Consider the following 24,866-nt stretch of genomic DNA (forward strand, 5'->3'; position numbering starts at 1 on the left):
CTATGAAAGTCGGAATCGTCGGTTGGCGCGGTATGGTCGGTTCGGTCCTCATGCAGCGGATGCAGGAGGAGGGTGATTTCACCATTGGTATCGAGCCGGTGTTCTTCTCTACGTCCCAGGCCGGGCAGCCGGCCCCCATGAACGCCGGCAGCCTCAAGAGTGCCGACGATATCGCCGAGTTGAAGAAGCTCGACGTCATCCTCACCTGCCAGGGGGGCGACTACACCAAGGCGGTTCACCCGCAACTGCGCAAAGAGGGGTGGAACGGCTATTGGATTGACGCGGCCAGCACCCTGCGCATGGAACCGGAAGCGGTCATCATTCTCGACCCGGTCAACCGCAACGTCATCGATGCAGCCTTGGCCAAGGGACAAAAAGACTTCATCGGCGGTAACTGCACCGTCAGCCTGATGCTGATGGGGCTGGGGGGGCTGTTCCGTGCCGGGTTGGTGGAATGGCTCTCCTCCATGACCTACCAGGCGGCCTCCGGCGCAGGCGCCCCCAACATGCGTGAACTGCTCGCTCAGAAGGGCGTTCTGCACGACTCGGTCGCGCACCTGCTCAAGGACCCCTCGTCGGCCATACTGGAGATCGATCGGAAGGTGACCGCCACCCTCCGTAGCGATGTCATGCCCAAGAAGGAGTTCGGCTACCCCTTGGCCGGGAGCGTGCTCCCCTGGATCGATCGGGAGGTGGAGGATGGCCAGAGCCGCGAGGAATGGAAAGGGTTTGCCGAGACCAACAAGATTCTGGGCACGACCACGCCGATCCCGGTGGACGGCATCTGCGTACGGGTCGGTGCCATGCGCTGCCACAGTCAGGGATTGACCATCAAGCTCACGCAGGACGTGCCGTTGGCCGACATCGAACAGTTGATCGCCAACGACAACCAGTGGGCCAAGCTGGTGCCCAACACCAAGGCCGACACCCTGGCCCAACTTACCCCGGCTGCGGTCTCCGGCACCCTTATGGTTCCGGTCGGCCGGGTGCGCAAGATGAAGATGGGACCCCAGTACCTGCAGGCCTTCACCTGCGGCGACCAACTCCTGTGGGGTGCGGCGGAACCGTTGCGGCGCATGTTGAGAATCCTTGTTGAGAAGTAATGAATGAGAACGTGTCTTTTGCGCAATCTCCGTGTAAGTTTTCGGGCTCCCGCCTGCGACATAGCCTTGCTACGTCTCGGCGTGCCCCCCCGGCAGCCTTGACCTTGCGTAAAATCACGTTCTTTAGGTAAGATCCGGAGCGCCTCTCTCGTGGGGGCGCTTTCTCATTTGAAAAGGTTGCCATGAACTCAGTAGTGAACAAACCCGAACTCCTGGCCCCGGCCGGGTCGTTGGAATCCTTCTTCGCCGCCATGGAAAAGGGGGCTGATGCGGTCTATGCCGGGCTGCGCGACTTCTCCGCCCGAGCCCGGGCCAAGAACTTCACCATGGGCCAGATGGAACGGATGCTGGCCTATGCCCACGCCCACGGCCGGAAGATCTACATCACCCTCAACACCCTGGTGAAGGAGAAGGAATTGCCACAACTGGTGGAGACCCTGGCCGCCCTGGCGGGGATGCGGGTGGACGGAGTGATCCTCCAGGACCTGGCCGTGGCCCGGCTGATTCGCCGTCACTTCCCCACCATACCGCTCCACGCCTCGACCCAGATGACCATTCACAACACGGCCGGCGTCAAGATGCTGGAAGATTTGGGATTTCAGCGGGCGGTACTGGCCCGCGAACTGGCCCTGGACGAGGTGGCGGCCATTGCCGCGGCCACGTCGGTGGAGATTGAGACCTTTGTCCACGGCGCCCTTTGTTTTTCCGTCTCGGGGCAGTGCTTCTTCTCCTCTTATCTGGGGGGGCACAGCGGCAACCGGGGGCGCTGCGCCCAACCCTGCCGCCGCCTGTATAACCATCGCGGCAAAGAGGGGCATTACTTTTCCACCAGTGACCTGTCGGCCATCGACATGCTGCCGGAACTGGCCAAGGCCGGGGTGAAATCCCTCAAGATAGAGGGGCGCATGAAATCGGCCGAGTACGTGGCCAGCGTGGTCGAGGCCTACCGACTGGTCCTGGATGCGCCGGAGCGGTCCCGCAAGGAAGCGCTGGGCACTGCCAAAGAGGTCCTGAAATATTCCTTCGGCCGTACCCCGACCAAAGGCTTTCTTGCCTCCCAACAGCCGGACGACATCGCCAACCCCTGGCAGAAGGGGGGGACCGGTCGTTTCGTCGGCCAGATCAAGGGAGTTAAGGGCAACCGCTTGACCTTCGAGAGTCGTGACCCTTTGTTCGTGGGGGATCGGCTGCGAGCCCAGCCCAAGAGCGATATGGCCGGTCAGGCTTGGACCGTGCGTGAGCTATTCGTGGGTCGCAAGAAGGTGATGGAGGCTCGCGCGGGCAGCGTGGTGGAAGTGGAAACCCCCTTCCGTTTCAGTGTCGGGGACTCGGTCTATAAAGTCTCCTCCCGCGAGGCCTTCACCCTGAGCGAGAATGCCTGCCTGCGGCGGCTGGAGTCGGTGCAGCGGGATAAGGTGCCGTGTCGGCTGCGGGTCGCTCTGCATGACGGTGTCATGCATATAGACGCCGAGGCCGGTGGGTTGAAGCACCCATTCCAATTTCCCCTCGGCCCGTTGGAGCCGGCCCGTAGCGGAGACATGCAGTCAGTGCTCCATGGGCAGTTTGCCAGGACCGGCGAGACACCCTTCCTGCTGGAATCCTTGGAGGCTCCCGATTTCCCGGTGGTGTTGATACCGTCGGCCATCTTTAAGGAGGTGCGGCGGCAGTTTTATCGACAGTTGGACGAGGTTCTCTCCACGGGCTTCCGTGAGCGGGTCACTGCATCTCGTACGGCGGCCTTGGGCGATGTGGCGGAGTTTCGCGCAGGCCCCGTTACTACCGGCCCCAAGGAGGTCCTGGCGGTGGTCATGGATCAACCCAAGGATTGGCGTTTCCCACTGCAAAGCGGTGCCGATACCACGATTCTGCCGCTCTCCAGGGCGGCCATCCACCAACTCCCCGGAACGATTCCCCGCATGCGCGGCTATGAGGAGCGCGTAATTTGGCAGCTCCCCTTCATAATCTTCGACCGGGATATGCAACTGTATCGCGACACCTTGCGCCAACTGCACCAGGCCGGATTCCGGAATTTCGAGGCTGCCAATCTCTCCCATTTCCTTCTTCTGAAAGGGTTGGCGGGCGTGCGCATCTCCACCTGGCACCGCTGCTTTTCCCTCAACAGCCAGGCCTTGGCCGCCTGGCGGGAGTTGGGAGCTGAGACATGCACCCTCTATATCGAGGACGACGCCGCCAACCTGACAGACCTTTTGGCCGCCCGGGTCAACGTGGAGCGCAGGGTTATTGCCTATGCGCCATTGTCGGTCATGACCACCAAGATCCGCATCAAGGATGTGCACAGCAACATTCCGCTTCACTCGGACCGGGGAGAAGCGTATAGTGTCACCAGCCGGGACGGCCTCCAGACTATCTCTGCCGCCACTCCTTTTTCCCTGACCGCCCGCCACAGCGAACTGCGCCGCGCGGGGTGTTGTTCCTATGTGATCGATCTGCGCCAGGCGCCGAGGGAGAGCTGGAACGAAATTTTGGCGGCCTTCAAGGCGGGGCGCGAGATACCTGGTACGACGGAGTTCAATTACGCTACGGAATTAGTATGATTTTGATGAAGACCTTTCTCACGGTATCAGCGCTGCTCCTACTGATCGTTGCCGATGCCCGTGCGGAGCGCATCATCGCAGGGATGGTGCGGGGGGTCTACGACGGCGACACGGTGTTGCTGGCCACCCGGGAGGATAGCCGGCTCAAGGTGCGTTTGTACGGCATCGATGCCCCTGAGACCGCCAAACCTGACAGTCCCGGACAACCCTTCGGAGAGATCTCCCGGCGGACCCTGATGTACAAGATCATGGGTCGCCAAGTCTCCGCGGAGGTTATGGATGTGGACCAATACCACCGCACGGTGGCGGTTATCCTGTATACCGGCCGGGACATCAACCGCGAAATGGTGGCTGAGGGGATGGCCTGGGCCTATCGACAATATCTGCAAGGACCTTACGCCTCTGAGTATATCGGCGTGGAGGAGATGGCCCGTGCCCGGCACAAGGGGCTCTGGCGGGACGCCAACCCGCTGCCTCCCTGGGAGTTCCGCCATGCCCAGGAGATCGGTGGCAAGCGCCGCGGCCGTCGTTAGTGTCCCGTGCGGTGGATTGTCCGTACAAAAAAACAGCATCACAACGGGAGGAACACATACGGGTGATTGATCTCCTGATCCATCTCGTTCTGGTCATCCTCATGCCCCCCCTGCTGCCGGGAGTGATCAATCGTACCAAGGCCGCCTTTGCGGGCCGTACCGGTGCGCCGCTGCTCCAGCCATATTTTGATCTGTTTCGACTGCTGCGCAAGGGCACGGTCTTCAGCCGCACCACCACCTGGATCTTCCGGGCCGGCCCCGTCGTGAGTCTGGCTGCCACCCTGGTCGCCGCGCTGTTTATCCCTCTTGGCTACCACCCCCCCCCGCTCTCATTCAACGGCGACATGATCCTGTTTGTATACCTGTTGGCCTTGGGACGCTTCTTTACCGTTGCCGCAGCCCTGGACACCGGCTCCAGCTTCGAAGGGATGGGTGCCGCCCGCGAGGTGAGCTTTTCCTGCCTGGCCGAACCGGTGGTGCTGATCACCCTCCTTGTGCTGTCACGCCTGTCCGGGTCCCTCTCCCTGTCTGGAATCCTGACCCACAGCTCAGCAACTCTCTGGCTGACCTCCGGGGCTTCCCTGGTCATGTTGGTGGCCGGGCTGTTCATGGTGCTTCTGGCGGAAAACTGCCGGATTCCCTTCGACGATCCAACGACCCACCTGGAACTGACCATGATCCACGAGGTGCTGGTGCTGGACCACAGCGGTCCCGCTTTCGGTATGATTACCTATGGCGCGGCGCTCAAACTCTATGTCCTCTCCGCCCTCTTCCTGCATGTGGCCCTGCCCTTGCGCGATGCCAACCCTTACCTCGATTGGGTTGTTTTCGTGGTGTCCATGATTCTTCTGGCGGTTGCCATCGGCGTGGTGGAATCGTGCATGGCCCGCCTCCGCTTGACGCGCGTGCCTCAGATGCTCCTGGCGGCCTGTGTCATGTCGGCTTTTGCCATGGTCCTGGTGCTGAGGTGAAGTCATGAATTCCTTTGCCGACCAATTGCTGGTGCTGGTGCTGCTAATCAATATCCTCATCCTGGGAACCCACCGGGCCCGCGTCGCCATCCGCGCCATTGCCCTCCAGGGTATCGTCCTGGGAACCATGCCGCTGTTCATCCACCCGGTACAAGGACATATCCTGCTGATTACCCTGTTTGTCGTGCTGGCAAAGGGGCTCTGTATCCCCTGGCTGCTTTTCGGTGCTCTCAGCAAGATCGAATTCAGCGAAGACCTGCAGCCCTTTCTCGGTTATGCCGGGAATGTCATCGCCGGGGCCGTGGCAACCCTTCTGGCTTTCGTCTTCGCCACACGGCTCCCCCTGGCGCCCCATCACCAGCAACTATTGACCGTGCCGGCAGCGCTGGCCACCATTCTGGCAGGGTTCATCGCTCTTGCCAGTCGCCGCAAGGCCCTCAACCAGGTAATCGGCTATCTGCTGCTGGAGAACGGAATATTTATCTTCGGTCTGCTCCTGACCGAAGCCGTGCCGTTGATGGTAGAGGCGGGTGCGCTCCTGGACCTGATCGCCGGCATCTTCGTCATGGGGATCATCATCAACCAGATCAGTCGCGAATTTTCATCCATCGACACCAGCCGCATGACCGCCCTGCGGGAGGAGGAGTAATGACGCTGTTTACCCTCCTGGTCCTTATCCCGGTGACGGGCGCCCTGATCGCCTGGCTGATTCCCTCCAACGAGAAACGTCCCTGGGTGATGCCAGCTGTGGCCTGTCTGCATCTGATACTTGTTGTGGTCATCATAGCCGTGCCGCCGCCCCAGTCCCGCAACGAATGGATCGATCTGGACGCCATAGGCAAGTTGTTCCTGCTCGAGGTGTCTGCACTGTTCGCGGCCTGCGCCTTCTATTCGGTCAGTTACCTGCACTATCGCCGGGAACGGAACAACCGGGTGCTCTGCATGGGGATGCAGGTCTGTCTCGCGGCCATGTCCCTGGCGGCGGGGGTCCATCATATGGGGCTGTTATGGCTAGCCATCGAGACCACCACCCTTTCCATGGCACCCTTGGTCTACTTTAACCGCAATGCCCGTTCCATCGAAGCGACCTGGAAGTACATGCTGATCTGCTCCATCGGCATCGCTCTGGCGCTGCTGGGCATCTTCTTTCTGGCCTATTCCACGGTTGTGGCCGGGCTCCCTCCGTCACTTCTATTGGAGCCGCTTCAGAGCTATGCGCCCCGTTTACCGATTGGGTGGCTCAATGCCGCCTTTGTCTTTCTGCTGGTGGGGTACGGCACCAAGATGGGGCTGGCGCCGCTGCACACCTGGAAACCGGATGCCTACGGTGAGGCGCCGGGCCTGGTGGGGGCCATGCTGGCCGGGGGGCTGGCAAATTGTGGTTTTATCGGATTGATCCGTATCTACCAGATATGCATGGCTTCGGGCAATGTGCATTTTTACCGGGCGGCGTTGGTTGGGGCTGGGCTTCTGTCGCTCTTCACGGCGGCGGCTTTTCTGGTGCACCAAACCGACTTCAAGCGCATGCTGGCCTATTCCAGCGTCGAGCACATGGGCTTGTTTGCCGTGGCGTTGGGGTTGGGGGGCAAGGCGCTCTACGGAGCCATGCTACACCTGATCGGCAACGGCTTGGCCAAGGGGGTACTTTTCCTTGCGGCCGGCAACATCCACCGGGCCTTTGCCTCCAAAAGCCGGGACAGCGCCCGTGGCGCCTTAAGGCGCGCGCCCTGGAGCGGGGCCCTGTTCCTGGCCGGTTTTTTCGCTATGACCGGCTCGCCTCCCTTCCTCATCTTCTCCAGTGAATACTCCTTTTTTGCCGCCGCGTTCACCCAAGGACACCCACTCGTGGGGGGGCTGCTGGCGCTGCTGCTGATGGTGGCCTTCCTCGGGATGGCAATGACCGTGCTGCCGGTGGTCTTCGGCGAGCCTCCCAAAAACCGGGAACGGACCAGATACCATGATAAGGCCCTGCTGGTCGTCCCGCCGCTGGCGCTTTTGACTATCTTGGGGGTGGTGGGGATCTGGCTGCCACAGCCGCTGTACAAGCTCGTGAATGCCGCTGCGGCACTTCTGGAGGTGGCCCGGTGAGTAGCGATGGTATTCTCAAGACATTTGCCAACGGCCAAATCGTCCGTGTCAAGGATGTACCGGAGATAGCGCTGGAGGCATTTCTTCAGGAGATTGTGGACCTGACGGGGTTGGGATGGCGCATAGCCTCCTACTTCGGCGTGCCGGAACGGGAAGGGGTCGCCCTGTGGTGTATTCTTGCGGGTAGCCAGGAGCGTCTGGGCGTGTTTCGCTCGTGGGTGGAGGAACGCCTGCCGAGCATTACCTCCGCTTGTCCCGAAGCGCACCTGTTTGAACGGGAGATCGCCGAGCAGTGCGGCATCCCGGTGGACGACCACCCCTGGTTCAAACCGGTGCGTTACCAGCGGTCATTCGACCGGACCCGTGACGCTTGGGGACGGGGAAAGGATGAGCCGATTCTCCCCGCCGTAGGAGATTTCTACCGCATCAGCGGGGAGGAGGCTCACGAGGTCGCCGTGGGACCGGTGCATGCTGGCATTATCGAGCCGGGGCATTTTCGCTTCCAGTGCCACGGCGAGACGGTTTTCCATCTGGAGATCGCCCTGGGGTACCAGTGCCGGGGCATTGAACAGGCGCTAATCGGCGGCCCCCAGGCCGCCACCATGGCGCAGATGGAAACAATCGCCGGAGATACCACCATCGGCCATGCCACGGCCTATGCCATGATCCGGGAAGGATTGACTGGTACAGAGCCGCCGCCCCAGGCCGAGACCGTCCGATCGGTTGCCTTGGAACTGGAACGGCTGGCCAACCATTGCGGCGACATGGGGGCACTGGCCGGAGATGTGGGCTTTCTGCCGACCATGTCTTTCTGTGGCAGGATCCGGGGGGATTTTCTCAACATGACCGCCTTGTTATGCGGCAGCCGTTTCGGTAGAGGGCTGGTGCGGCCCGGCGGTACCTACTTCGGTTGTGCGCCGAGTCAGACGGCGGAATTGGCAAAACGTCTGGAGGAGGCGCGCAAGGACTACGATGGGGCGGTGAAGCTGATGTGGGATTCCCCCTCGGTCATGGAGCGCCTTGAAAAGACCGGTCGGGTCGGCAGCGACGACGCCCTGGCCCTCGGGCTGGTTGGCCCGGCAGCCAGGGCCTGCGGCATCGTGCGGGATGTGCGCCATGACCACCCCTACGGTCTCTACCGGTCGTTTCACCCGTCGGTGTGTGTGGAACCGGGGGGGGATGTGCTGGCCCGCGCCTTGGTCCGCTGGAAGGAATCGGAAGTCTCCATGGAGTTCGCGCTTGATCGGCTTGGTTCGCTGCCCGGAGGGGCATGCATGTCGGCCAGCGGAGAGATGGAGAAGGAACACCTGGCGGTGGCGTTGGTCGAGGGGTGGCGCGGCGAGGTGTGCCACGTGGCTATCACCGATGGGGGTGGGAAATTTCTCCGCTACAAGGTCAAGGACGCCTCGTTCCATAACTGGTCCGGCTTGGCCCTGGCCTTGCGCAACGGTCGGATATCCGATTTTCCACTCTGCAACAAGAGCTTCAATCTCTCCTACTGCGGGTTTGATCTCTAGCAGGTTGTTGAAAAACACCCATCTCGCCGCCATCCTCGAAAGCCGCCTTGTGCGGCGTAGCGCTGCTACGTCTCCGCGGGGCTTTCTGCGGGTGCGACGACCTGACTATTTTTGAACAACCTAGGTTTTTCTACAACCTCTTAGTACATGGTCTCCAGCACCTTGATGTGGATCCTGCCGATGATGGCGACGATCGGCGCCATGTCCTCCGGTAGATGCCCTTCCAGCAGCTTCAGGTGAGTCGGGTCAGCCGGCACTTGGTCGTAGGTCGGATCAACGGCCACCCATCGACCATTCAGCAGGCTCTCGGCCCAGCTATGATAGAGGAACCCTTTGCCGTCCAGATAAACCAGCCCCGATACGAAACGGGTCGGGATGCCGGCCGCCCGGGCCAGTGCCGTGTAGAGACGAGCATGGGTCTGGCAGTTGCCGGTGCGGGATTTGAGGCTGGCAACAGCCCCCCCCCCATCCTCTACTGTGTCGCGCATCCAGTCCGATGTCCATGATACCAGGGCCTTGACGATCTCCTGAGGTTCTTTCCTGCCGTCCGCAACGTCCTTGGCCTTGGCGACAATCTCCGGCGCATCTGACTCGATTTTCTCTGCCGGCTTCAGGTAGTTCTCACGGCTAACAGACTCTTTGGCTTGGGCCGTCTTTGCAACCGCCTGTCCCGTTTTGACTATGATCCTGCCTTCGCCGCCCCTCTCCACGGTCTGTCCCCCCTCCTGCAGGAGCGGCAGGCTATCGTTCCAACCGCTGATTTCCACGCTGAGGCCGGTCAGTTTCTTGGAATCAGCGATGGGCGGTTCGGCCCGCACCAGACTGAAATCATAGATCAGATCCTTCTTGGCCAGCGCCACGCCACCCACGAACGAACCGAGTTGCTTGGGGTCTTCGGCCCTGGTGATCACCAGGCCCTCGCGTACCGATTCCAAGAGCGTATTACCCTTGTCGTCCACCCAGATATCGTTGTTGACGAAGGGGTACAGGTTGTTGCGCAGCTTGAGGGCCGGTTGGGAATCGGGTGTTTTTCCCTCCCCCAGAACACTGATTCTGACTTCCTTCACCTTGACCTCTTCCGGGTCAAAGGACAAGATGGTATAGGATCTGCCGGTGGAGACGTCATGCATCAGGGGATAGAGATTGAGAGCCGGTCCGGGGTAGACCTCGCCTTTGCATTTGAGCTGTTTCTCCGTAGTTTTGCCGTTGATCACGCTTTTTATGCGGATGATGTTGCCACTGACCCTGCCGGAGATGCGTGAGGCGGTACCGTTGATAGCCTGCTCCACCTCGAAGGAGCGAAGTGCGAGACTTTTTCCCACCAGATAGGTTTCCCGCGTCGCCGACTCCTTGGAAAATCCCATGACTTTCATGCGCGTGCTTCCGTCACCCTCCATCAGGTAGCCGTCGGGGGTTTCGGAGATTACCTGGCGATAGAAGCCGACCCGTTCGTTATCCACGTAGATCCCGAACCAACGTTCCGAAAGCGGCGGCTTGTCCAGTTTCTTGAACAGGGCGGCTGTGGCCGGGAATGCAGCGGACAGGGTGAGGATTATGACAATAAGTGCACGGAGAATAATTCTCATGAATACTCCTTTTGAAGAGACGGGTGCCGGTTGCTACGCTCAGGAGTGACGGGTGGTTTGTGACCCGGGTTGCAACGAAAGGCATAATCGGCGCAGGATATGAATAAAAGACGGAAGAAATTTCCAATTGGTTACAACAGACTCACCAGATCGTTATAAAGTGTATTTCCATTCTCGTGCCCCTGTTAATTTGCGGTGATTTTTAGCGCATTCCACGTCTATCAGGTGACGAAAAAGGTCATTCGGTGAAAAAAGGGGTTTTCTCGGCTTCTGGATGTGGTTCGGTGCTCTTCAGCCGGCATTGATCCGTGGCAGTACCGCCGTCTTTTTCAGCATTGGTCTGGCGCACCAGCGTGGCTGCACAGGCCAGCAACTCATCCCTGCCCGCAGGGGTCAACCTGCGGTATTCAGCGACCAGTCGTTGTTCATCGAGTGTAAGATCCATATAACTGTTCTCCTTCTGATCGTGTCAGGTGTGCTGTACGGGGGTTGTGGCATGGCGTGCCGTTTTGACAGACACTGAGCGAAGTCCACTCAAGGGGCGGGGGTGAGGTATTCCACCCGGTTTCGACCATTGGCCTTGGCCCGGTAGAGTGCGTCGTCGGCCATCTTGATGAAGGTGTCAACTGTTGTACCGTCGGGTGTCGGCAGTGTGGCGATACCCATGCTGACGGTAATTGACAGGGGAGCCAGCGCCCCGTTGAATTTGGTCGCCTGGACTGATTGGCGAACACGCTCGGCAACGAACAGCGCCTCCTTAAGCATAGCATCCGGCAAGAGGGCGACGAATTCTTCGCCGCCGTAGCGGGCGGCGATGTCGTAACTGCGGAGTTCCTTCTGGAGTTGGAGTGCCACCTTGTTCAGCACCACATCGCCCTGCAGGTGGCCGTAGGTATCGTTGACCTTTTTGAAGTGGTCGATGTCGAGGATGATCAGGGAGAGGTTCCCCCCTTTGCGGAGGCTGCGCTGGAATTCCTTTTCCAGGGCCTCCATCAAGTAACGGCGGTTGAAGAGGCCGGTCAGATGGTCGGTGTTGGACAGCTCCAGCAGAAGCTCATTGGTTCGCTTGAGATCGTCCTGCAGGTGTTTGATTTTGAGGTGGATCTTGACCCGCGCCACCAGTTCTTCGGGGTCGAAAGGTTTCGTGATATAGTCGCTGGCGCCTTGTTCGAGCCCCTTGATCTTTAAATCCCGATCATTCATTCCGGTCAGTATGATGACCGGCACATCCTGCAGATCGGGGCGCGCCTTGATCATATTCAGGAATTTGAAGCCATCGATGCGGGGCATCTCCAGATCGCAGAGAATAACGTCCACCGGGGATGAAAGCAGTTTCTTGAACCCCTCCAAGCCATCGTCGGCTTCGTGATAGCGTGCGAAAAGCTCATGCGATTCAAGTGTATGGATGATGCGCTCGCGGACAGTATCCGAATCGTCTATGATCAAAACGCTGTTGGACATGTGGCTATATTTACCCCAATTCGTCGGCAAACACAATTTCTAAAAATTGAGCCAGAATAGCCGCGGTCAAGCCCCAGATATCATCCCCGCGGAAATCGTAGTGGCGCACCATGAAGGATTGTCCCTGCCACTGGCGCGGCTCCATGCGCAGGACCGCGGGATCGAGGAAATGGGTGACCGGCGCTTCGATGATGCGTTCGATCTCACCAGGGTTGACGGCGTAAGGGTAGTCGTCCGGAATGAGGCCAACGAGGGGGGTCACCAGATAATGATGGATGGAGTAGAAATCATCCAGGCTACCCAGAATCTCCACTTGGGAGGGAGGGATGCCGACCTCCTCCCAGGTTTCGCGCAGGGCTCCCTGTTCCGGTTCTTCCTCTGGGTTGAGAGCGCCGCCGGGAAACGATATCTCTCCGCTATGGTGCAGCAGGTGGCCGGTCCGCTTGGTAAAGAGCAAGTGATAGTCGCCATTGCGCAGGAAGAGCGGCAGTAATACCGCGGCAGGTACCGGCCCGGCCTCCATGGCCCTGCGGCTACGGGCCGCCAGGGCTGCGCGTGCGCGCTCCGGCAGGTCCATCTAAAGAAGCGGTTCCCTGGTCAGGCGCTTCATCTCGGCAATGGTGGCGGCGTAGTCAGGGCTGCCGAATACGGCGCTGCCGGCCACGAAGACATCAGCGCCGGCATGGGCGATGCGGGCGATATTGGAGGTCTTGACGCCGCCGTCCACCTCAAGTTCAGCCTCGCCGCCTCGCCGGTCGAGCATGCCGCGCAGGGCCTGGATCTTGGGCAGGCACGCCTCGATGAAACTCTGGCCGCCGAAACCGGGGTTGACGGTCATCAACAGTACCAGATCCAGGTCGGCAATCACATACTCCAGAACATTGAGCGGCGTGGCGGGGTTGAGGGACACGCCGGCCTTTTTGCCCAAGGACCGGATCAACTGCACGGTGCGGTGCAGATGGTGGACCGCCTCGGCATGCACCACGATGATGTCGGCCCCGGCGGCGGCGAAGTCCGGGATGTAGTGGTCGGGGTTTTCGATCATCAAGTGCACGTCCAGCGGCAGGCTGGTCACCCGGCGTGCCGCCTCCACAATCAGCGGGCCGATGGTGATATTGGGGACAAAGTGGCCGTCCATGACGTCGATATGGATGTAGTCTGCACCGGCAGCCTCCACGGCGCGGATTTCGTCGCCGAGGCGGGAAAAGTCGGCCGAGAGGATGGATGGGGCGATTTTTTTCATAGGTAAAACTCCGGATTCATTTTTGCCACGGAACCTCAGAGACACAGGCGGGAAGCCAAAAAAGGATTAGGGGGTGATTATCCGATCGGCCCTGCTGTGTCGCCTTGTCTGTTCTCTATGTTCCCGTGCCTCCGTGGCGGATTTTTTATGACTATGACTTTCGCAGCCGCGCCGCGAAGAAACCGTCCATGCCGTGGCGGTGGGGCCAGGCGCGGAACATCCCCGCGGCAGTGAAAAGTTCCCGATAGTTCGGAAAAAGTTCGTTCAGGTTTTCTAGCACATAATTGGGGTGGCGTGAAAGGAAATCCTGCACCACCTCTTCGTTCTCCTCCCGGGAGGTGGAACAGGTGGAATAGATGAGAGTCCCGCCGTCTTTTACCATGGTCGCCGTATTGGCGCACATGGCCTTCTGGGCGGCGGCAAGCCGCAGGATGTCGTCCGGCGTGAGCCGCCACTTGGCCTCAGGGTTGCGGCGGATGACCCCCAGGCCGGAACAAGGGGCGTCCAGAAGGACCCGGTCGAAGGTCCCTGTGGGCAATGTCTCGGGGCGGTGCAGGTCGGCGGTGGCGACGGCAAGACAGTCGATGCCCAGTCGTTGGGCCGCCTCCCGGACCACCGGAAGCTTGGCGCGGGATATGTCTGTGGCCAGCAGTTCGCCGCGGTTTGCCAGCAACTGTGCCAGGTGAGTCGCCTTGCCTCCGGGGGCGGCGCAGCAGTCCAACACCCGTTCCCCGGGCTGCGGGTCCAGGAGCAGTGCAACCATCTGGGACGCCTCGTCCTGCACGGCGAACAGGCCCTCCCGGTAGCCGGGCAGGGTGGGGAGCTGGTGTCTCCCCTCCACCTGGATGCCGTGAGGGGAGTGAGCGCAGGGGGTCGCGGACACACCACTCTCGGTGAAAAGGCGGAGCAACTCGTCCCGCGTCGTCCGCAGGGTATTGGCACGCAATGTTAGAGGTGGCTGCCGGGACGACGCCTCGGCCAAGGCCTCCGCTTCCGGGAGATCGAGTTGGTCGAGCCACTGGGTAACGAGCCATTCCGGCTGGGAGTGCCGGGCGGCAATGGAGGCGCCCGGGTTTGAGGCGGGATCGGGAAAGGTGAGATCGTTCTTGCGGCGCAGGTAATTGCGCAGCACGGCGTTGATCAGGCCGCCGGCTCGCGGGACCAACTCCTTGGCCAGGTTGACCGACTCGTTGACGGCGGCGGATTCGGGTATCCGGTCCAGGCAGGCAAGTTGGTACAGCCCCAGGCGCAGGATCGTCAGGGCCTGGGGCTGGAGCGTGTCAAGGGGCTTGTCGAGGAGTTGCGCCAGGATGTGGTCGAGGCTGCCCCGGCGGCGGAGCACGCCAAAGACCAACTCCGGGAACAGTCCCCTGTCCGGTCCGGTCAGGTGGCCTTTCTCCAGTTCTCGGTCGATGAGCCGGTCGGCGAAGCCCCCCTCCTTGGCAATGCGGAGCAAGACCTGGCAGGCAGATTGACGGGGGTTTGCGGTGACGGTAACCCGGCCGCTCAAAAGCTGTGTGTCCGCGACATGTCCTGCAAGCGCGCCACCCGCTCGGTGATGGGCGGATGGGTGGAGAAGAGCGTCATCAGGCCGCCGCCGGTCAGGGGATTGACGATGAACATATGGGCCGTGGCCGCATTGCTCTCCATGGGGATACGTTGGTTGGCCATTTCCAGTTTTTGCAGGGCGCTGGCCAGGGAGAGCGGGTTGCCGGAGATGCTTGCTCCGCCGGCATCGGCGCCGAATTCCCGCGACCGGGAGATGGCCATCTGCACCAACATGGCAGCAATGGGGGCCAGGATAGCCATGAAGAGCATGCCGAAGACGCCGCCCCCCTCGTCGTCATCCCGTCGGCCGCCGCCGAAGATGGCAGCCCATTGGGCCATCTGGGCCAGGTAGGTGATCGCCCCGGCAAAGGTGGCAGCAATGGAGGAGATGAGGATGTCCCGGTTCTTGACGTGGGTCAGTTCATGGGCCATGACGCCGGCCAGTTCATCATCCCCCAGAATGCGCATGATGCCGGTGGTGGCGGCTACGGCGGCATGTTCCGGATTGCGGCCGGTGGCAAAGGCGTTTGGGGTGTCGGAATCGATCAGGTACACCTTGGGCATGGGTAGGTTGGCTCGCTGGGCCAAGCGGCGTACGATCCCGTAAAAACGCGGGTCATCCGTCTCTTCGATCTGGCGGGCGCCGTACATGGAGAGAACCATCTTGTCCGAAAACCAGTAGGAGAAGAAGTTCATTCCGGCAGCCAGCAGAAAGGCCATGGTCATGCCGCCCCTTCCCCCCAATGCCCCCCCGATGGTCACCAGGAGGACGGTCAGAAGTCCCATGAGAAAGGTGGTTTTCAACATATTCATCTGAGTACCTCGCAACGTTCATAGATAGGCAGGTCAATCTTGTCTAACTTATAATAATCATTGCCGCTGAAAAGCGCAAGGGGAGGGCGGTCGCGGGCGGCCTAACAGGCTAAAAAACTTGACAAGTGCGCTGCGGCGATGCTATCTAACCAATTCACATTTTTGAGACTATCGGAGGAGACAATGGAACGTACATTTGCCATCATCAAGCCGGATGCCGTTGAGCGCAAGCTGGCCGGAAAAATTCTGGACAGGATCGAGGCCAACGGCTTCGCGATTCGCGGCATGAAGAAGATCAAGATGACCCGTGAGCAGGCTGAAGGCTTCTACTATGTGCACAAGGAGCGCCCCTTCTTCAACGACCTGTGCGCCTTCATGTCCCGCAGCCCGGTGATCGTGCTCTGCCTGGAGAAGGAAAACGCCATTGCCGACTGGCGTACCCTGATGGGCGCCACCAACCCGGCCAATGCCGAGGCTGGCACCATCCGCAAGGATTTCGCCATCAACATCGAGGAAAACTCGGCCCACGGTTCCGATGCGCCCGAAACGGCCGCCTTCGAGATCCCTTACTTCTTCAACGCGTTTGAACTGGTGTAAGTCCCCTTTCCCCTGAAGCAGTTGAAAAAGGCCCTTCGTTTGAAGGGCCTTTTTCGTTACCGATGCTCCCATATCATTTTTTGCGCCTCGGCCAGTGGATCACCCGCCCCGTCCACCCAGTGGATGACCACCCCATTTTTCTCCATCCTGCGAAACCAAGTTTCCTGGCGCTTGGCAAAGTCGTGAATGGCGCTGTTCAGCTTCTGAAAAAGGTCGTTCCGCGTCAGTTCCCCCCGCAAAAAAGCGCCCACGAAACGGTACTCCAGACCGTAGTAATCCAGACGCTCCCAGGCGATTCCCCCATCGTGGAGTCGTTGGACCTCCTCGACCATGCCGCCGGCCAGCCTTTGTCTGAGACGCTCCGTTATCCTGCGCCGCAATTCGGACCGCTCCCAGCGGATGCCGATCACCAGGGGCCGGATAGAGGGGAGCGGCTCCGGTTCCGTGTGCCTCACCTGTTCGTGGCGGGCGATCTCGATGGCGCGGATGGTGCGTTGCCGGTCCCCCAGATCGGTGCTGTTGTGCTGTCCCGGCCGCAGGCCCCGCAGCAGGTCCGCCAGTTCGGTGTCGCTCCTGGCGGCCAACTCCGCCCGCAGGGCTTCGTCCTCGGGCACCTCCACCAACCGGTAACCACGCAGGGCCGCGTCCAGGTACATGCCGGTGCCGCCGCACAAAAGCGGCAGGCGGCCGCGGGCGGTGATCCCCTCGAACGCCTCGATGTACAGGCGCTGGAAGGCGAACACGCTGAACTCCTGGCCGGCGTCCAGGATATCGATCAGGTGACAGGGGATTGCGCCGTACTCGTGCAGGTCCTTGCCGGAGCCGATATCCATGCCGCGGAATACCTGGCGCGAGTCGGCCGAGATGATCTCGCCGTTCAACTCCCCGGCCAGGGCCACGGCCAGCCGGGTCTTGCCCGAGGCGGTGGGGCCTAAGATGGTGAGGAGGTTGAAGGCGGGTTGTTGAAAAACAGCCGTCTCGCCGCCGTCCTCAAAAGTCTTTTCGTGCGTCCTCAGGGCCTTTTCCGGATACGACGATCTGGCCATTTTTGAACAACCTGGGCTTTTCGATAGGTTGCTGGGGAAAGGGGCGTCAGTCATTAGGTGGGTCCTCCCCGTGCAGCCCCGCGAAAACCGTGGCGGCGACGGCCCGGTTCATCCCCGCCACCCCGGCGATCTCCTCCACGCTCGCCTCCTTGAGCCGTTGCAGGCTGCCGAAGTGTTTGAGCAGGGCGGTGCGCCGCTTGGCGCCGATGCCGGGGATCTGTTCGATACCCGAGGCGACCCCCTCCTTGCCGCGCAGGGTGCGGTGGTAGCCGATGGCAAAGCGGTGGGCCTCGTCGCGGATGGCCGCCAGAAGCAGCAGCGGGGCCGAGTTCTGGCGCAGCACCACCGGGTTCTTGCGCCCCGGCAGGAAGACCCGCTCGTCGCTCTTGCTGATGGTGGCCGACTCCGCGTCCCGTTCGGTGCGGCTCTTGGCCAGGGACACCAGGTCGAAGCGTCCGGCCAGTCCCAATCCGGTTACGATCTCCAGGGCCGCGTTCAACTGGCCGATGCCGCCGTCCACCACCACCAGGTCCGGGAGCCCCTCCTTGGCCACCTTCTCCTCGCGGAACCGGCGGGAGAAGACCTCGGCCATCATGGCGAAGTCGTCCTGCCCCTGCACGTCGCGGATGCGATAGCGGCGGTAACGGGCCTTGTCGGCCCTGCCCCCGGAGAAGACGACGCCGCTCCCCACGGAGTGTCGGCCCTGGATGGTGGAGATGTCGTAACACTCGATCCGCTGCGGGATGCGCGCCAGGTGCAGGCGCTGCCGCAACTCCTCCAGCACCGCTTCGGCCGATGCGGTGGCCTCGTCCCGCTCGCGCAGGGCGGCCGCGGCATTCTTGCCGGCCATCTCCACCAGCTCCCGTTTGACGCCCCGCTGGGGTCGGACAATGATGACCTTTTTCCCCCTGGCCTCGCCCATCAGTTCTGCCAAGGCTCCAGCCTCCTCGATCTCCAGCGGCAGCAGGATCTCTGCCGGGATGAAGGCCTCGCCGCCGTAGAACTGGTGCAGGAACGAGGCTACCCCCTCGGCGTCGTCCAATTCCCAGGTCAGGCTGAACAGGCGGCTGCCGATCAGCACCCCGCCCCGGATGAACAGGAGCGCCACCTCCAGCCGCTTCCCGTCGCGGAAATACCCCACCACATCGCTGTCCCCGCCGTCCCGCATAACCACCTTCTGTTTTTCCACCGTGACCTCGATGGAGCGCAGCAGGTTGCGCCAGCGGGCCGCCTCTTCGTAGCGCAACGACTCGGCAGCCTGGGCCATGCGCCGTTTGAATTCCGCCACCAACTGCTTGCCTTTTCCTTCAAGGAACAGGGCGGCACCCTCCACGAGGGCGGCGTAGTCGGCAGCCGAAATCAGTCCGTGGCAGGGGGCGCTGCATTGGCCGATCTGGTGGTAGAGGCAGGGGCGCTTGCGGGCCTTGCAGGCCTTGAGCGGGTAGTGGCGCAGCGGAAACATGCGGGTGATCTGGCGCAGCACCTCACGGGCCGCCGAGGCCGATGAATAGGGGCCGAAGTAGCGGGCGCCGTCACGGGGCACCTTGCGCACGATACTGAAACGGGGGAACTCCTCCCGCGGGTCGAGGCGCAGGGAAAAGTAGGTCTTGTCGTCTTTCAGGTCCAGGTTGTAGCGGGGATGGTGCTGCTTGATGAGGGTGTTCTCCAGGAGCAGGGCCTCTTTTTCGGTGTCGGTCAGCATTACCTCGATGTCGACTACCTTGGCCACCAGGAATTTGACGTGGTAGCGCCCATCTCCGGTCGCGCCGAAATAGGTGCGCACCCGCTGGCGCAGGTTGCGGGCCTTGCCCACGTAGATGATCTCACCTTTGCCGTCGCGCATCAGGTACACGCCGGGCGAGGTGGGCAGTTGCCGTATCTTGTCTTCCAGGCTCATGGGCATAATAGTACCGGCATACGTGATGAATGCAAAGCCCAACTTTTGCATCAGTGCTGCTTAATTTATATGCAAATGCCTAAATAAAGTGCATGTTATTTTCGGGCAGGTGATGCGTGTTTTAATTATAACGAGGTGTTACGCCTGAAAAAGGTTTGGCAATATTTTTGCTTACATCAATAGGTTTTGTCCAATGGCGGGCAAAACATACTGGATCGCATCCGCAGGTGTTCAAAAAGGCGGCAAACGGGTTGGAGCGGCTTGTCCGTGTGATAAGCCCTTCGCCGCGGCCACGGACGATGAGCCTGGCGGGTACGGGCGGTAACAGATTACCAACGGGGGTAGTGTGTATGGAGACCATGTCAACGGTGACTGGCCTGAAGAGTAGCGGCGATGTGCTTTTTCTGATGTTGGGGGCGGTGATGGTCTTTGCCATGCACGCCGGGTTTGCCTTCCTCGAGGTGGGCACGGTGCGTAAGAAGAACCAGGTCAACGCCTTTGTCAAGATCCTCACCGACTGGTCGGTCTCGACAGTCGTCTATTTCGTGGTCGGTTTCCCGATCGCCTACGGCATCTCCTTTCTGAAACCGGTGGAAGATTTGCTGGGCAAGACCCAGGGCTATGATCTGGTGCATTACTTCTTTCTGCTCTGTTTTGCCGCCTGTATCCCGGCCATCATTTCCGGCGGCATTGCGGAACGGGCCAAGTTCTGGCCGCAGGTGACCGCGGGGGCGATCTTTGCCGGGCTCTCCTACCCCCTGTTCGAATCGTTCATCTGGGGCAAGAACAGTTCTCTGCTGCAAGGAATCTTCAAAAATATCGGCGGGGCCGAGTTCCACGATTATGCCGGATCGGTGGTGGTGCATTCCATCGGCGGCTGGATCGCCCTGCCGGCCGTGATCGTGCTCGGACCGCGCATGGGGCGCTATATCCATGGCAAATCCCATGCGTTGCCGATCAGCAGCATCCCCTTTCTGGCGCTGGGCTCCTGGATACTGGCAGTGGGGTGGTTCGGCTTCAACGTGATGAGCGCCGGCAACCTGGAAAAGATCTCCGGCCTGGTGGCCGTCAATTCCCTGATGGCCATGGTGGGTGGCGTGCTGGCCGCCCTGGTGGCGGGCAGGAACGACCCCGGTTTTGTACACAACGGGGCTCTGGCCGGTTTGATCGCCGTGTGTGCGGGGAGCGATATCATGCACCCCCTGGCCTCCTTCGTGGTGGGATGCGTAGCCTCGGTGATCTTCGTCTACGGTTTTCACTACGAGCAGGAAATTCTGAAGATCGACGACGTCCTGGGCGTCTGGCCGCTGCATGGGGTGATCGGTTCATGGGGCGGCATCGCTGCCGGTATTTTTGGCCAAAAGGCCTTGGGCGGCATGGGCGGAGTAACCTTTGTCTCCCAACTCGTCGGGACCCTTTCGGCCATCATCTTCGCCCTGGTCAGCGGCTTTGTGGTCTATGGAATCCTCAGTAAGTCGGTGGGCATCCGCCTTAGCCCGGATCAGGAATTTGCCGGTGCCGACCTGGCTATCCACAAGATCGGTGCCTATCCCGAGGATCATGTCCGTTGACCGAGTTGAAGGCATTCGGCTTTCTGTCGCAACGGGCCGCCTAACACATGGAAATAACCTTTTCTTTCGTTGACAAGGCCACGGAGAGATGCTATCTAGAAGGCATTTTACCTGACATTTCGCAGCTCTCCGTGCGCCATCGTATCGCGTGTCGGCCAAGAAGAGGTTACTTGCCGTGATTTTAATGAAATTTTGCCGCAATATTTTGTTTCGGTATCTCCTCGTAGTGGCAATTATTTCATCTCTCGTTGTCCCTCCCGCATTTTGTCAGGAAACCGAAGACTCCCAGATTTTCATGTCGGGCTTCAACGCCTACCAGCAGAAGAATTATGCCAGCGCCATCAAGAGGATGAACGAGGTACTGCAAAAGTACCCCGACTCCCCCCTGCGTGATATGGCCATCTTCTGGCTTGCCCGCTCCTATTTCAAAAACGGCGACCAGCAGGATGCCGCCCGCTATATGTCCCAGTTTGCCAAGGAGTACCCCGATAATCCTTTGAGGGCGACTGTGGAGGATGAACTGCTCGCGTTAACAGCCCGCTACGATAAAGGAGAGAAGTTACCGGCCGGCGAAGCGCCAGCCAAGCAGGCGCAAGCCCCGAAAGTTAAACCGGAACCGGAACAGCTTACCAAACAGCAGGCTGAGAAGGAACGCCTCGCCAAGCAGCAGGCCGATCAGGAGCGTCAGACTGCCGAGAAGGCCGAGCAGGAACAGCAAGCGAGGGAGCAGGCCGCGAAGGCCGAGCTTGCCAAGCAGCAGGCCGAAAAAGACCGTCTCGCCAAACTGAAGGCCGAGCAGGAACGCCTAGCCGCAGAAAAGGCCGAACAGGAGCGCTTGGCGAAAGAGCAGGCGGCCAAGGAGCAACTTGCCAAGCAGCAGGCTGAAAAGGAACGCCTCGCCAAACAACAGGCCGACCAGGAGCGTCAGGCCAGCGATAAGGTTGAACAAGAACAGCAGGCCAAGCAGCAGGCCGCGAAGGCTGAGCTTGCCAAACAGCAGGCCGAAAAAGACCGTCTCGCCAAACTGAAGGCCGAGCAGGAACGCCTGGCCGCAGAAAAGGCCGAACAGGAGCGCTTGGCGAAGGAACAGGCGGCCAAGGAGCAGCTTGCCAAGCAGCAGGCTGAAAAGGAACGCCTCGCCAAACAACAGGCCGACCAGGAGCGTCAGGCCAGCGATAAGGTTGAACAAGAACAGCAGGCCAAGCAGCAGGCCGCGAAGGCCGAGCTTGCCAAACAACGGGCTGAACAGGAGCGCCTTGCCAAACTGAGGGCCGAGCAGGAACGTTTGGCAGTTGAAAAGGCTGATCTGGAGCGATTGGCGAAGGAACAGGCGGCCAAAGAACAGTTTGCTAAACAACGGGCTGAAAAGGAGCACCTTGCCAAGCAACAGGCCGACCAGGAGCGTATTGCCGCCGAGCAGGCTGAACAGGAAAAGTTGGCACAACAGCAAGGCGCTCAGAAACAGGCCTTCCAGGAAAAACAGGCGGCCGAACAGGCCGAAATAATGCGCCTTGCGCGGGAAAAGGCTGAACAAAAACGGCTAGCCATTCTCAAGGAGGAAGAAGAGAGCAAGGCCGCCGAGCAGGCTACCCAGCAGCGCAGGGTGGCCGTGCAGGCCGAGCGTGAACTCCTGGCGAAACGGAAGGCAGAAGAAGAGCGTGCCGCTGCCGAGGCAGCGGCTGCCGTCGAAGCGGGCAGGGCAGAGCAACGGCAGGTGGCCGCCAAGGCGGAAGAAGAGCGCCAGGCCAAGAACCGTCTGGTAGAGGAAAAAACGCGTGCCGAGAAGGCAATGCTGCGCGAAAAGGCCATCGCCCAGTATAAATCGATCATCGAGAACTATCCCGGTAGCAGTGCTGCCGTTACGGCAGCCGCCAAGCTGAAGGGGCTTGGGGTTGCGGTTGCCCTGCCGCCCCAGGCCGCTCCGGTTGAGCGCCAGGAGAACGCGCAGGTACTGAGGTTCGAAGTGGGGCAGTACGTCGGCTTCGAGTTTAACCTTCTGGCCCAGCCCAAGGCATACGAAGTTGCGCAACGAACCAGCATCCCGTTCGAGGTCATCAATCGCGGTAACGGCAGTGATTCTTTCAGCCTGGAATCCGCCTTCCCGGCTGAATTCAGGGCCGGGTTCGCTGCCGCCGGAGCCCCGGAAAAGAGCATCAGGGAAACGCCGAAACTAGCTCCCGGCGAGGTGTTCAGGGGAGTTATCAGCTTTGAGATTCCCCCTGCCAGTATCGACGGCCTGAAGATCACGTATCCCGTCAAGGCGGCTTCAACCCTCATGACCGAAGCGAGCCAGTCGCGAGAGGTTGCCATGACCGCCTCGGCCCCGCTTCTGCGGGCCGTGTTGAAGGCGGATAAAACTCACCTCTTGCCTGGCGGACAGGTCGCCTACCGCATTGTCGTCCTCAACATCGGGACCATGGCCGCCAAGGATGTTACCCTCAACTTGAATTATCCCCCACAACTTGAACCGCTGGATTATTCCGCTACCGGGTTCAAACAGGGTATGAAGTCCGTAATGATCAGCGATGGACTGCATATTAAGTCTGGCGAAAGCAGGGAGTTCAGCGTCGCCTTCCGCCTGAAGGACGATTCCTTGGCCGGCCAGGAATTGATCACCCGGGCGGAGTTGGTTAATAACCCGCTCAAGACCACGGCGGCCTTTGTCTCGAATGTAGCCTACATCGACCCGCAGCACGGCGTCGCGATCCGTACGGCCGCTGAAGAGCGGTTGGTAGTCATTCCGGGACAGACCACCACAATCCCGTTCGTCGTGACCAATACCGGCAACGTGAGCGAAAAATATCGGATTGCGGCCAACCTGAAGTCACCACAGGAGACGGTGGTCATCTATCATGATATCAACCGTGACGGCATTCGCCAGGCGAATGAGCCGGCGATCACCGAGATCGGTCCGCTGGCTCCCAAGGAAGAGGCCGCCGTCATTGTGGAGGTCAAGACCCCGAGGAGCGTCAATGACGGGACGGAAGGCAACGTGCAGCTCAGCCTCACACCCGAGGGCGATACGACCCGCACGGCTTTTGCCTCTGCCCACCTCTTCTATTCGCGTCCGGTGCTGAAGATGGCCATCGCTGCCCGCGATGGCCGCCTAAAACCGGGAGAGGTTGCATCTTTCGATCTGACCATCACCAACGGCGGCTCCAACTTGGCCCGGATCGTGGAACTCCAGAGTACCTGGCCCGAGCAGCTCGAGTTGATTGGCGCCGATCCTTCCAACAGTTCCGTTTCCAACGGGAATATCCTCTGGAAGTTCAAGGAACTGGGCGCCGGAGAAAAGAAGGCAATCAAGGTTTCGTTCAGGGTCAGGCACGGTATCGGGGTCGGGACGAATATTCAGGTCAAGAATATCCTGACTTATGAAGATCAACTGGGGAACAGGTACTGACATGGCACGATGTCCATGGAAAACTGCTGCTGCAGCGTTGATTTTTTTGCTGGTCGTGCCGGCGTGGGGTGAACAGCAATACCTCTATTCGCCCAAGCCTGCCGGTCCGGAGGAACAGAGCCAGGGAAAGGACGGCATACTTGTCCGCGAGGTACCGGTGGAGAAAGGGGATACGCTTTCCGGAATTTCACGCCGGTTCAGCGGTCATGGCTCCTACTACCCCCAAATATTGCTCTTCAATGATGTGAAAGACCCTAATCTTATCTATGCCGGCTCAACCCTCAGGGTTCCGGTCGGCAAGGGACGGGAGGCGGGAACCTCCGAGGCAGTTCCGGCCCCATCGACCGGGAAAAAGGCCGGCCGGCATACCAGGATGAAGAAGGTGTCCCGCCCTGTTCAGGCCGCACCGTCCGCTGTGGTGCCGTCAAGGCGCAAACAGCAGCCGGTAACCGGCAAGGCTCATTCCGGCTACGATTCAATGGAGCTTTCCCCCAGTGACCTGAAACGGCTTGAAGTCGGGCGTGAGAAGAAGACGGCGGTTCGGAAAAAGACCGCGCCTGAAGGGCATAAGCGTGCTGCTGGTGGAGGGGAGAAGGTAAAACAGCCGTTTGGCGGGGAGCGTGTGACGAAAAGTGCGCCAGCGGCACCAGTTCCGGCGGCAACGGGTGAGGAGGCCAGCCAGAAGCTGTTCGCCCAAGCTGTCAAGGCCTATCGTCAGGATGACTTTCGCTCGGCCTTGGACCTGTTCGACCGTTTTTTGACAATGAACCCCGGCTCATCTCTGGCAGCTGACGCCAGCCTCTACAAGGCGGAATGTTATCTGAAACTCTCCAACCAGTAACAGCGAGTGCAGTCAGAATACACAAACAGCCTCCGGCTCCCTGCCGGCGGCTGTTCCTTTTTGCAGCACATTATCTCTTTACCCCCAAATACG

Annotated in this window: 20 protein-coding genes; 11 read left to right on the top strand and 9 right to left on the bottom strand. The window is 60.4% G+C overall.

Features of this window, described 5'->3' with window-relative positions:
* Positions 1-2: 2 nt before the first annotated feature.
* From asd to LDN12_RS14730, 7 genes are all read left to right on the top strand, one after another.
* Positions 3-1,103: an aspartate-semialdehyde dehydrogenase gene (gene asd / locus LDN12_RS14700; RefSeq protein ID WP_223923409.1), complete on the top strand. Its 1,101-nt coding sequence runs from the start codon at positions 3-5 to the stop codon at positions 1,101-1,103.
* Positions 1,104-1,285: 182 nt separating this feature from the next.
* Positions 1,286-3,658, top strand: a complete 2,373-nt coding sequence (locus tag LDN12_RS14705) for a U32 family peptidase (protein WP_223923410.1) — start codon at positions 1,286-1,288, stop codon at positions 3,656-3,658.
* Entirely contained in the window at positions 3,655-4,191 is a 537-nt protein-coding gene (locus LDN12_RS14710; RefSeq protein WP_223923411.1) for a thermonuclease family protein, read from the top strand. The genes LDN12_RS14705 and LDN12_RS14710 overlap by 4 nt, the downstream gene beginning before the upstream one ends.
* Positions 4,192-4,253: 62 nt before the next feature.
* On the top strand, positions 4,254-5,162 hold the full coding sequence (locus LDN12_RS14715; protein WP_223923412.1) for a respiratory chain complex I subunit 1 family protein: 909 nt from the start codon (positions 4,254-4,256) through the stop codon (positions 5,160-5,162).
* 4 nt (positions 5,163-5,166) lie between these two features.
* Positions 5,167-5,811 (top strand): hydrogenase, encoded by a 645-nt coding sequence (locus tag LDN12_RS14720; RefSeq protein WP_223923413.1) that lies wholly within the window; start codon positions 5,167-5,169, stop codon positions 5,809-5,811.
* A gap of 5 nt (positions 5,812-5,816) precedes the next feature.
* A complete protein-coding gene (locus LDN12_RS14725) occupies positions 5,817-7,250 on the top strand; it encodes a proton-conducting transporter membrane subunit (protein WP_223924078.1) in 1,434 nt (477 codons plus the stop codon).
* Positions 7,247-8,767 (top strand): NADH-quinone oxidoreductase subunit C, encoded by a 1,521-nt coding sequence (locus LDN12_RS14730; protein ID WP_223923414.1) that lies wholly within the window; start codon positions 7,247-7,249, stop codon positions 8,765-8,767. The genes LDN12_RS14725 and LDN12_RS14730 overlap by 4 nt, the downstream gene beginning before the upstream one ends.
* Positions 8,768-8,907: 140 nt before the next feature.
* Here the strand turns inward: LDN12_RS14730 and LDN12_RS14735 are convergent, their stop codons facing one another.
* The 7 genes from LDN12_RS14735 to htpX all read right to left on the bottom strand — a co-directional run bounded on the left by LDN12_RS14735 (position 8,908) and on the right by htpX (position 15,418).
* Positions 8,908-10,353 (bottom strand): transglutaminase family protein, encoded by a 1,446-nt coding sequence (locus LDN12_RS14735; protein ID WP_223923415.1) that lies wholly within the window; start codon positions 10,351-10,353, stop codon positions 8,908-8,910.
* A 238-nt stretch (positions 10,354-10,591) separates the two neighbouring features.
* On the bottom strand, positions 10,592-10,798 hold the full coding sequence (locus LDN12_RS14740) for a hypothetical protein (protein ID WP_223923416.1): 207 nt from the start codon (positions 10,796-10,798) through the stop codon (positions 10,592-10,594).
* Positions 10,799-10,887: 89 nt separating this feature from the next.
* Positions 10,888-11,814, bottom strand: a complete 927-nt coding sequence (locus LDN12_RS14745) for a diguanylate cyclase (protein WP_223923417.1) — start codon at positions 11,812-11,814, stop codon at positions 10,888-10,890.
* A gap of 10 nt (positions 11,815-11,824) precedes the next feature.
* Entirely contained in the window at positions 11,825-12,391 is a 567-nt protein-coding gene (locus LDN12_RS14750; protein WP_223923418.1) for a CoA pyrophosphatase, read from the bottom strand.
* A complete protein-coding gene (gene rpe, locus LDN12_RS14755; RefSeq protein WP_223923419.1) occupies positions 12,392-13,057 on the bottom strand; it encodes a ribulose-phosphate 3-epimerase in 666 nt (221 codons plus the stop codon).
* Positions 13,058-13,208: 151 nt separating this feature from the next.
* Complete coding sequence (rsmB, locus tag LDN12_RS14760; protein WP_223923420.1) at positions 13,209-14,567, bottom strand: 16S rRNA (cytosine(967)-C(5))-methyltransferase RsmB; 1,359 nt, start codon at positions 14,565-14,567, stop codon at positions 13,209-13,211.
* Complete coding sequence (htpX, locus tag LDN12_RS14765; protein ID WP_223923421.1) at positions 14,564-15,418, bottom strand: zinc metalloprotease HtpX; 855 nt, start codon at positions 15,416-15,418, stop codon at positions 14,564-14,566. Before htpX ends, rsmB begins: the two co-directional genes overlap by 4 nt.
* Before the next feature lie 183 nt (positions 15,419-15,601).
* Between htpX and ndk the strand changes: the two genes are divergently transcribed.
* A complete protein-coding gene (gene ndk, locus LDN12_RS14770; RefSeq protein ID WP_223923422.1) occupies positions 15,602-16,015 on the top strand; it encodes a nucleoside-diphosphate kinase in 414 nt (137 codons plus the stop codon).
* Positions 16,016-16,071: 56 nt separating this feature from the next.
* On the opposite strand, the gene miaA is transcribed toward ndk, so the two are convergent.
* Positions 16,072-17,061: a tRNA (adenosine(37)-N6)-dimethylallyltransferase MiaA gene (gene miaA, locus LDN12_RS14775; protein ID WP_223923423.1), complete on the bottom strand. Its 990-nt coding sequence runs from the start codon at positions 17,059-17,061 to the stop codon at positions 16,072-16,074.
* Between the two features lie 46 nt (positions 17,062-17,107).
* Positions 17,108-18,958: an excinuclease ABC subunit UvrC gene (gene uvrC, locus LDN12_RS14780; protein WP_223924079.1), complete on the bottom strand. Its 1,851-nt coding sequence runs from the start codon at positions 18,956-18,958 to the stop codon at positions 17,108-17,110.
* A 350-nt stretch (positions 18,959-19,308) separates the two neighbouring features.
* On the opposite strand from uvrC, the gene LDN12_RS14785 reads away from it, so the two are divergent.
* From LDN12_RS14785 to LDN12_RS14795, 3 genes are all read left to right on the top strand, one after another.
* Positions 19,309-20,529, top strand: coding sequence for an ammonium transporter (locus tag LDN12_RS14785; protein ID WP_223923424.1), 1,221 nt, complete (start codon positions 19,309-19,311; stop codon positions 20,527-20,529).
* Positions 20,530-20,824: 295 nt separating this feature from the next.
* The gene (locus LDN12_RS14790; RefSeq protein ID WP_223923425.1) at positions 20,825-23,932 is read left to right on the top strand and encodes a tetratricopeptide repeat protein; all 3,108 of its coding nucleotides are present in this window, start codon (positions 20,825-20,827) and stop codon (positions 23,930-23,932) included.
* A gap of 1 nt (position 23,933) precedes the next feature.
* A complete protein-coding gene (locus tag LDN12_RS14795) occupies positions 23,934-24,773 on the top strand; it encodes a LysM peptidoglycan-binding domain-containing protein (RefSeq protein WP_223923426.1) in 840 nt (279 codons plus the stop codon).
* Positions 24,774-24,866 lie beyond the last annotated feature (93 nt).

Origin of the sequence: Geobacter sp. AOG2, from assembly GCF_019972295.1 — a bacterium.
GTDB lineage: Bacteria > Desulfobacterota > Desulfuromonadia > Geobacterales > Pseudopelobacteraceae > Oryzomonas.

Excerpts from the sequence above, each read along its gene's own strand:
- asd (WP_223923409.1), top strand. The coding sequence starts at position 3 with ATGAAAGTCGGAATCGTCGGTTGGCGCGGTATGGTCGGTTCGGTCCTC.
- LDN12_RS14705 (WP_223923410.1), top strand. The coding sequence starts at position 1,286 with ATGAACTCAGTAGTGAACAAACCCGAACTCCTGGCCCCGGCCGGGTCG.
- LDN12_RS14710 (WP_223923411.1), top strand. The coding sequence starts at position 3,655 with ATGATTTTGATGAAGACCTTTCTCACGGTATCAGCGCTGCTCCTACTG.
- LDN12_RS14720 (WP_223923413.1), top strand. The coding sequence starts at position 5,167 with ATGAATTCCTTTGCCGACCAATTGCTGGTGCTGGTGCTGCTAATCAAT.
- LDN12_RS14735 (WP_223923415.1), bottom strand. The coding sequence starts at position 10,353 with ATGAGAATTATTCTCCGTGCACTTATTGTCATAATCCTCACCCTGTCC.
- LDN12_RS14740 (WP_223923416.1), bottom strand. The coding sequence starts at position 10,798 with ATGGATCTTACACTCGATGAACAACGACTGGTCGCTGAATACCGCAGG.
- LDN12_RS14745 (WP_223923417.1), bottom strand. The coding sequence starts at position 11,814 with ATGTCCAACAGCGTTTTGATCATAGACGATTCGGATACTGTCCGCGAG.
- LDN12_RS14750 (WP_223923418.1), bottom strand. The coding sequence starts at position 12,391 with ATGGACCTGCCGGAGCGCGCACGCGCAGCCCTGGCGGCCCGTAGCCGC.
- rpe (WP_223923419.1), bottom strand. The coding sequence starts at position 13,057 with ATGAAAAAAATCGCCCCATCCATCCTCTCGGCCGACTTTTCCCGCCTC.
- htpX (WP_223923421.1), bottom strand. The coding sequence starts at position 15,418 with ATGAATATGTTGAAAACCACCTTTCTCATGGGACTTCTGACCGTCCTC.
- ndk (WP_223923422.1), top strand. The coding sequence starts at position 15,602 with ATGGAACGTACATTTGCCATCATCAAGCCGGATGCCGTTGAGCGCAAG.
- miaA (WP_223923423.1), bottom strand. The coding sequence starts at position 17,061 with ATGGCCAGATCGTCGTATCCGGAAAAGGCCCTGAGGACGCACGAAAAG.
- uvrC (WP_223924079.1), bottom strand. The coding sequence starts at position 18,958 with ATGAGCCTGGAAGACAAGATACGGCAACTGCCCACCTCGCCCGGCGTG.
- LDN12_RS14785 (WP_223923424.1), top strand. The coding sequence starts at position 19,309 with ATGGAGACCATGTCAACGGTGACTGGCCTGAAGAGTAGCGGCGATGTG.
- LDN12_RS14790 (WP_223923425.1), top strand. The coding sequence starts at position 20,825 with ATGTCGGGCTTCAACGCCTACCAGCAGAAGAATTATGCCAGCGCCATC.
- LDN12_RS14795 (WP_223923426.1), top strand. The coding sequence starts at position 23,934 with ATGGCACGATGTCCATGGAAAACTGCTGCTGCAGCGTTGATTTTTTTG.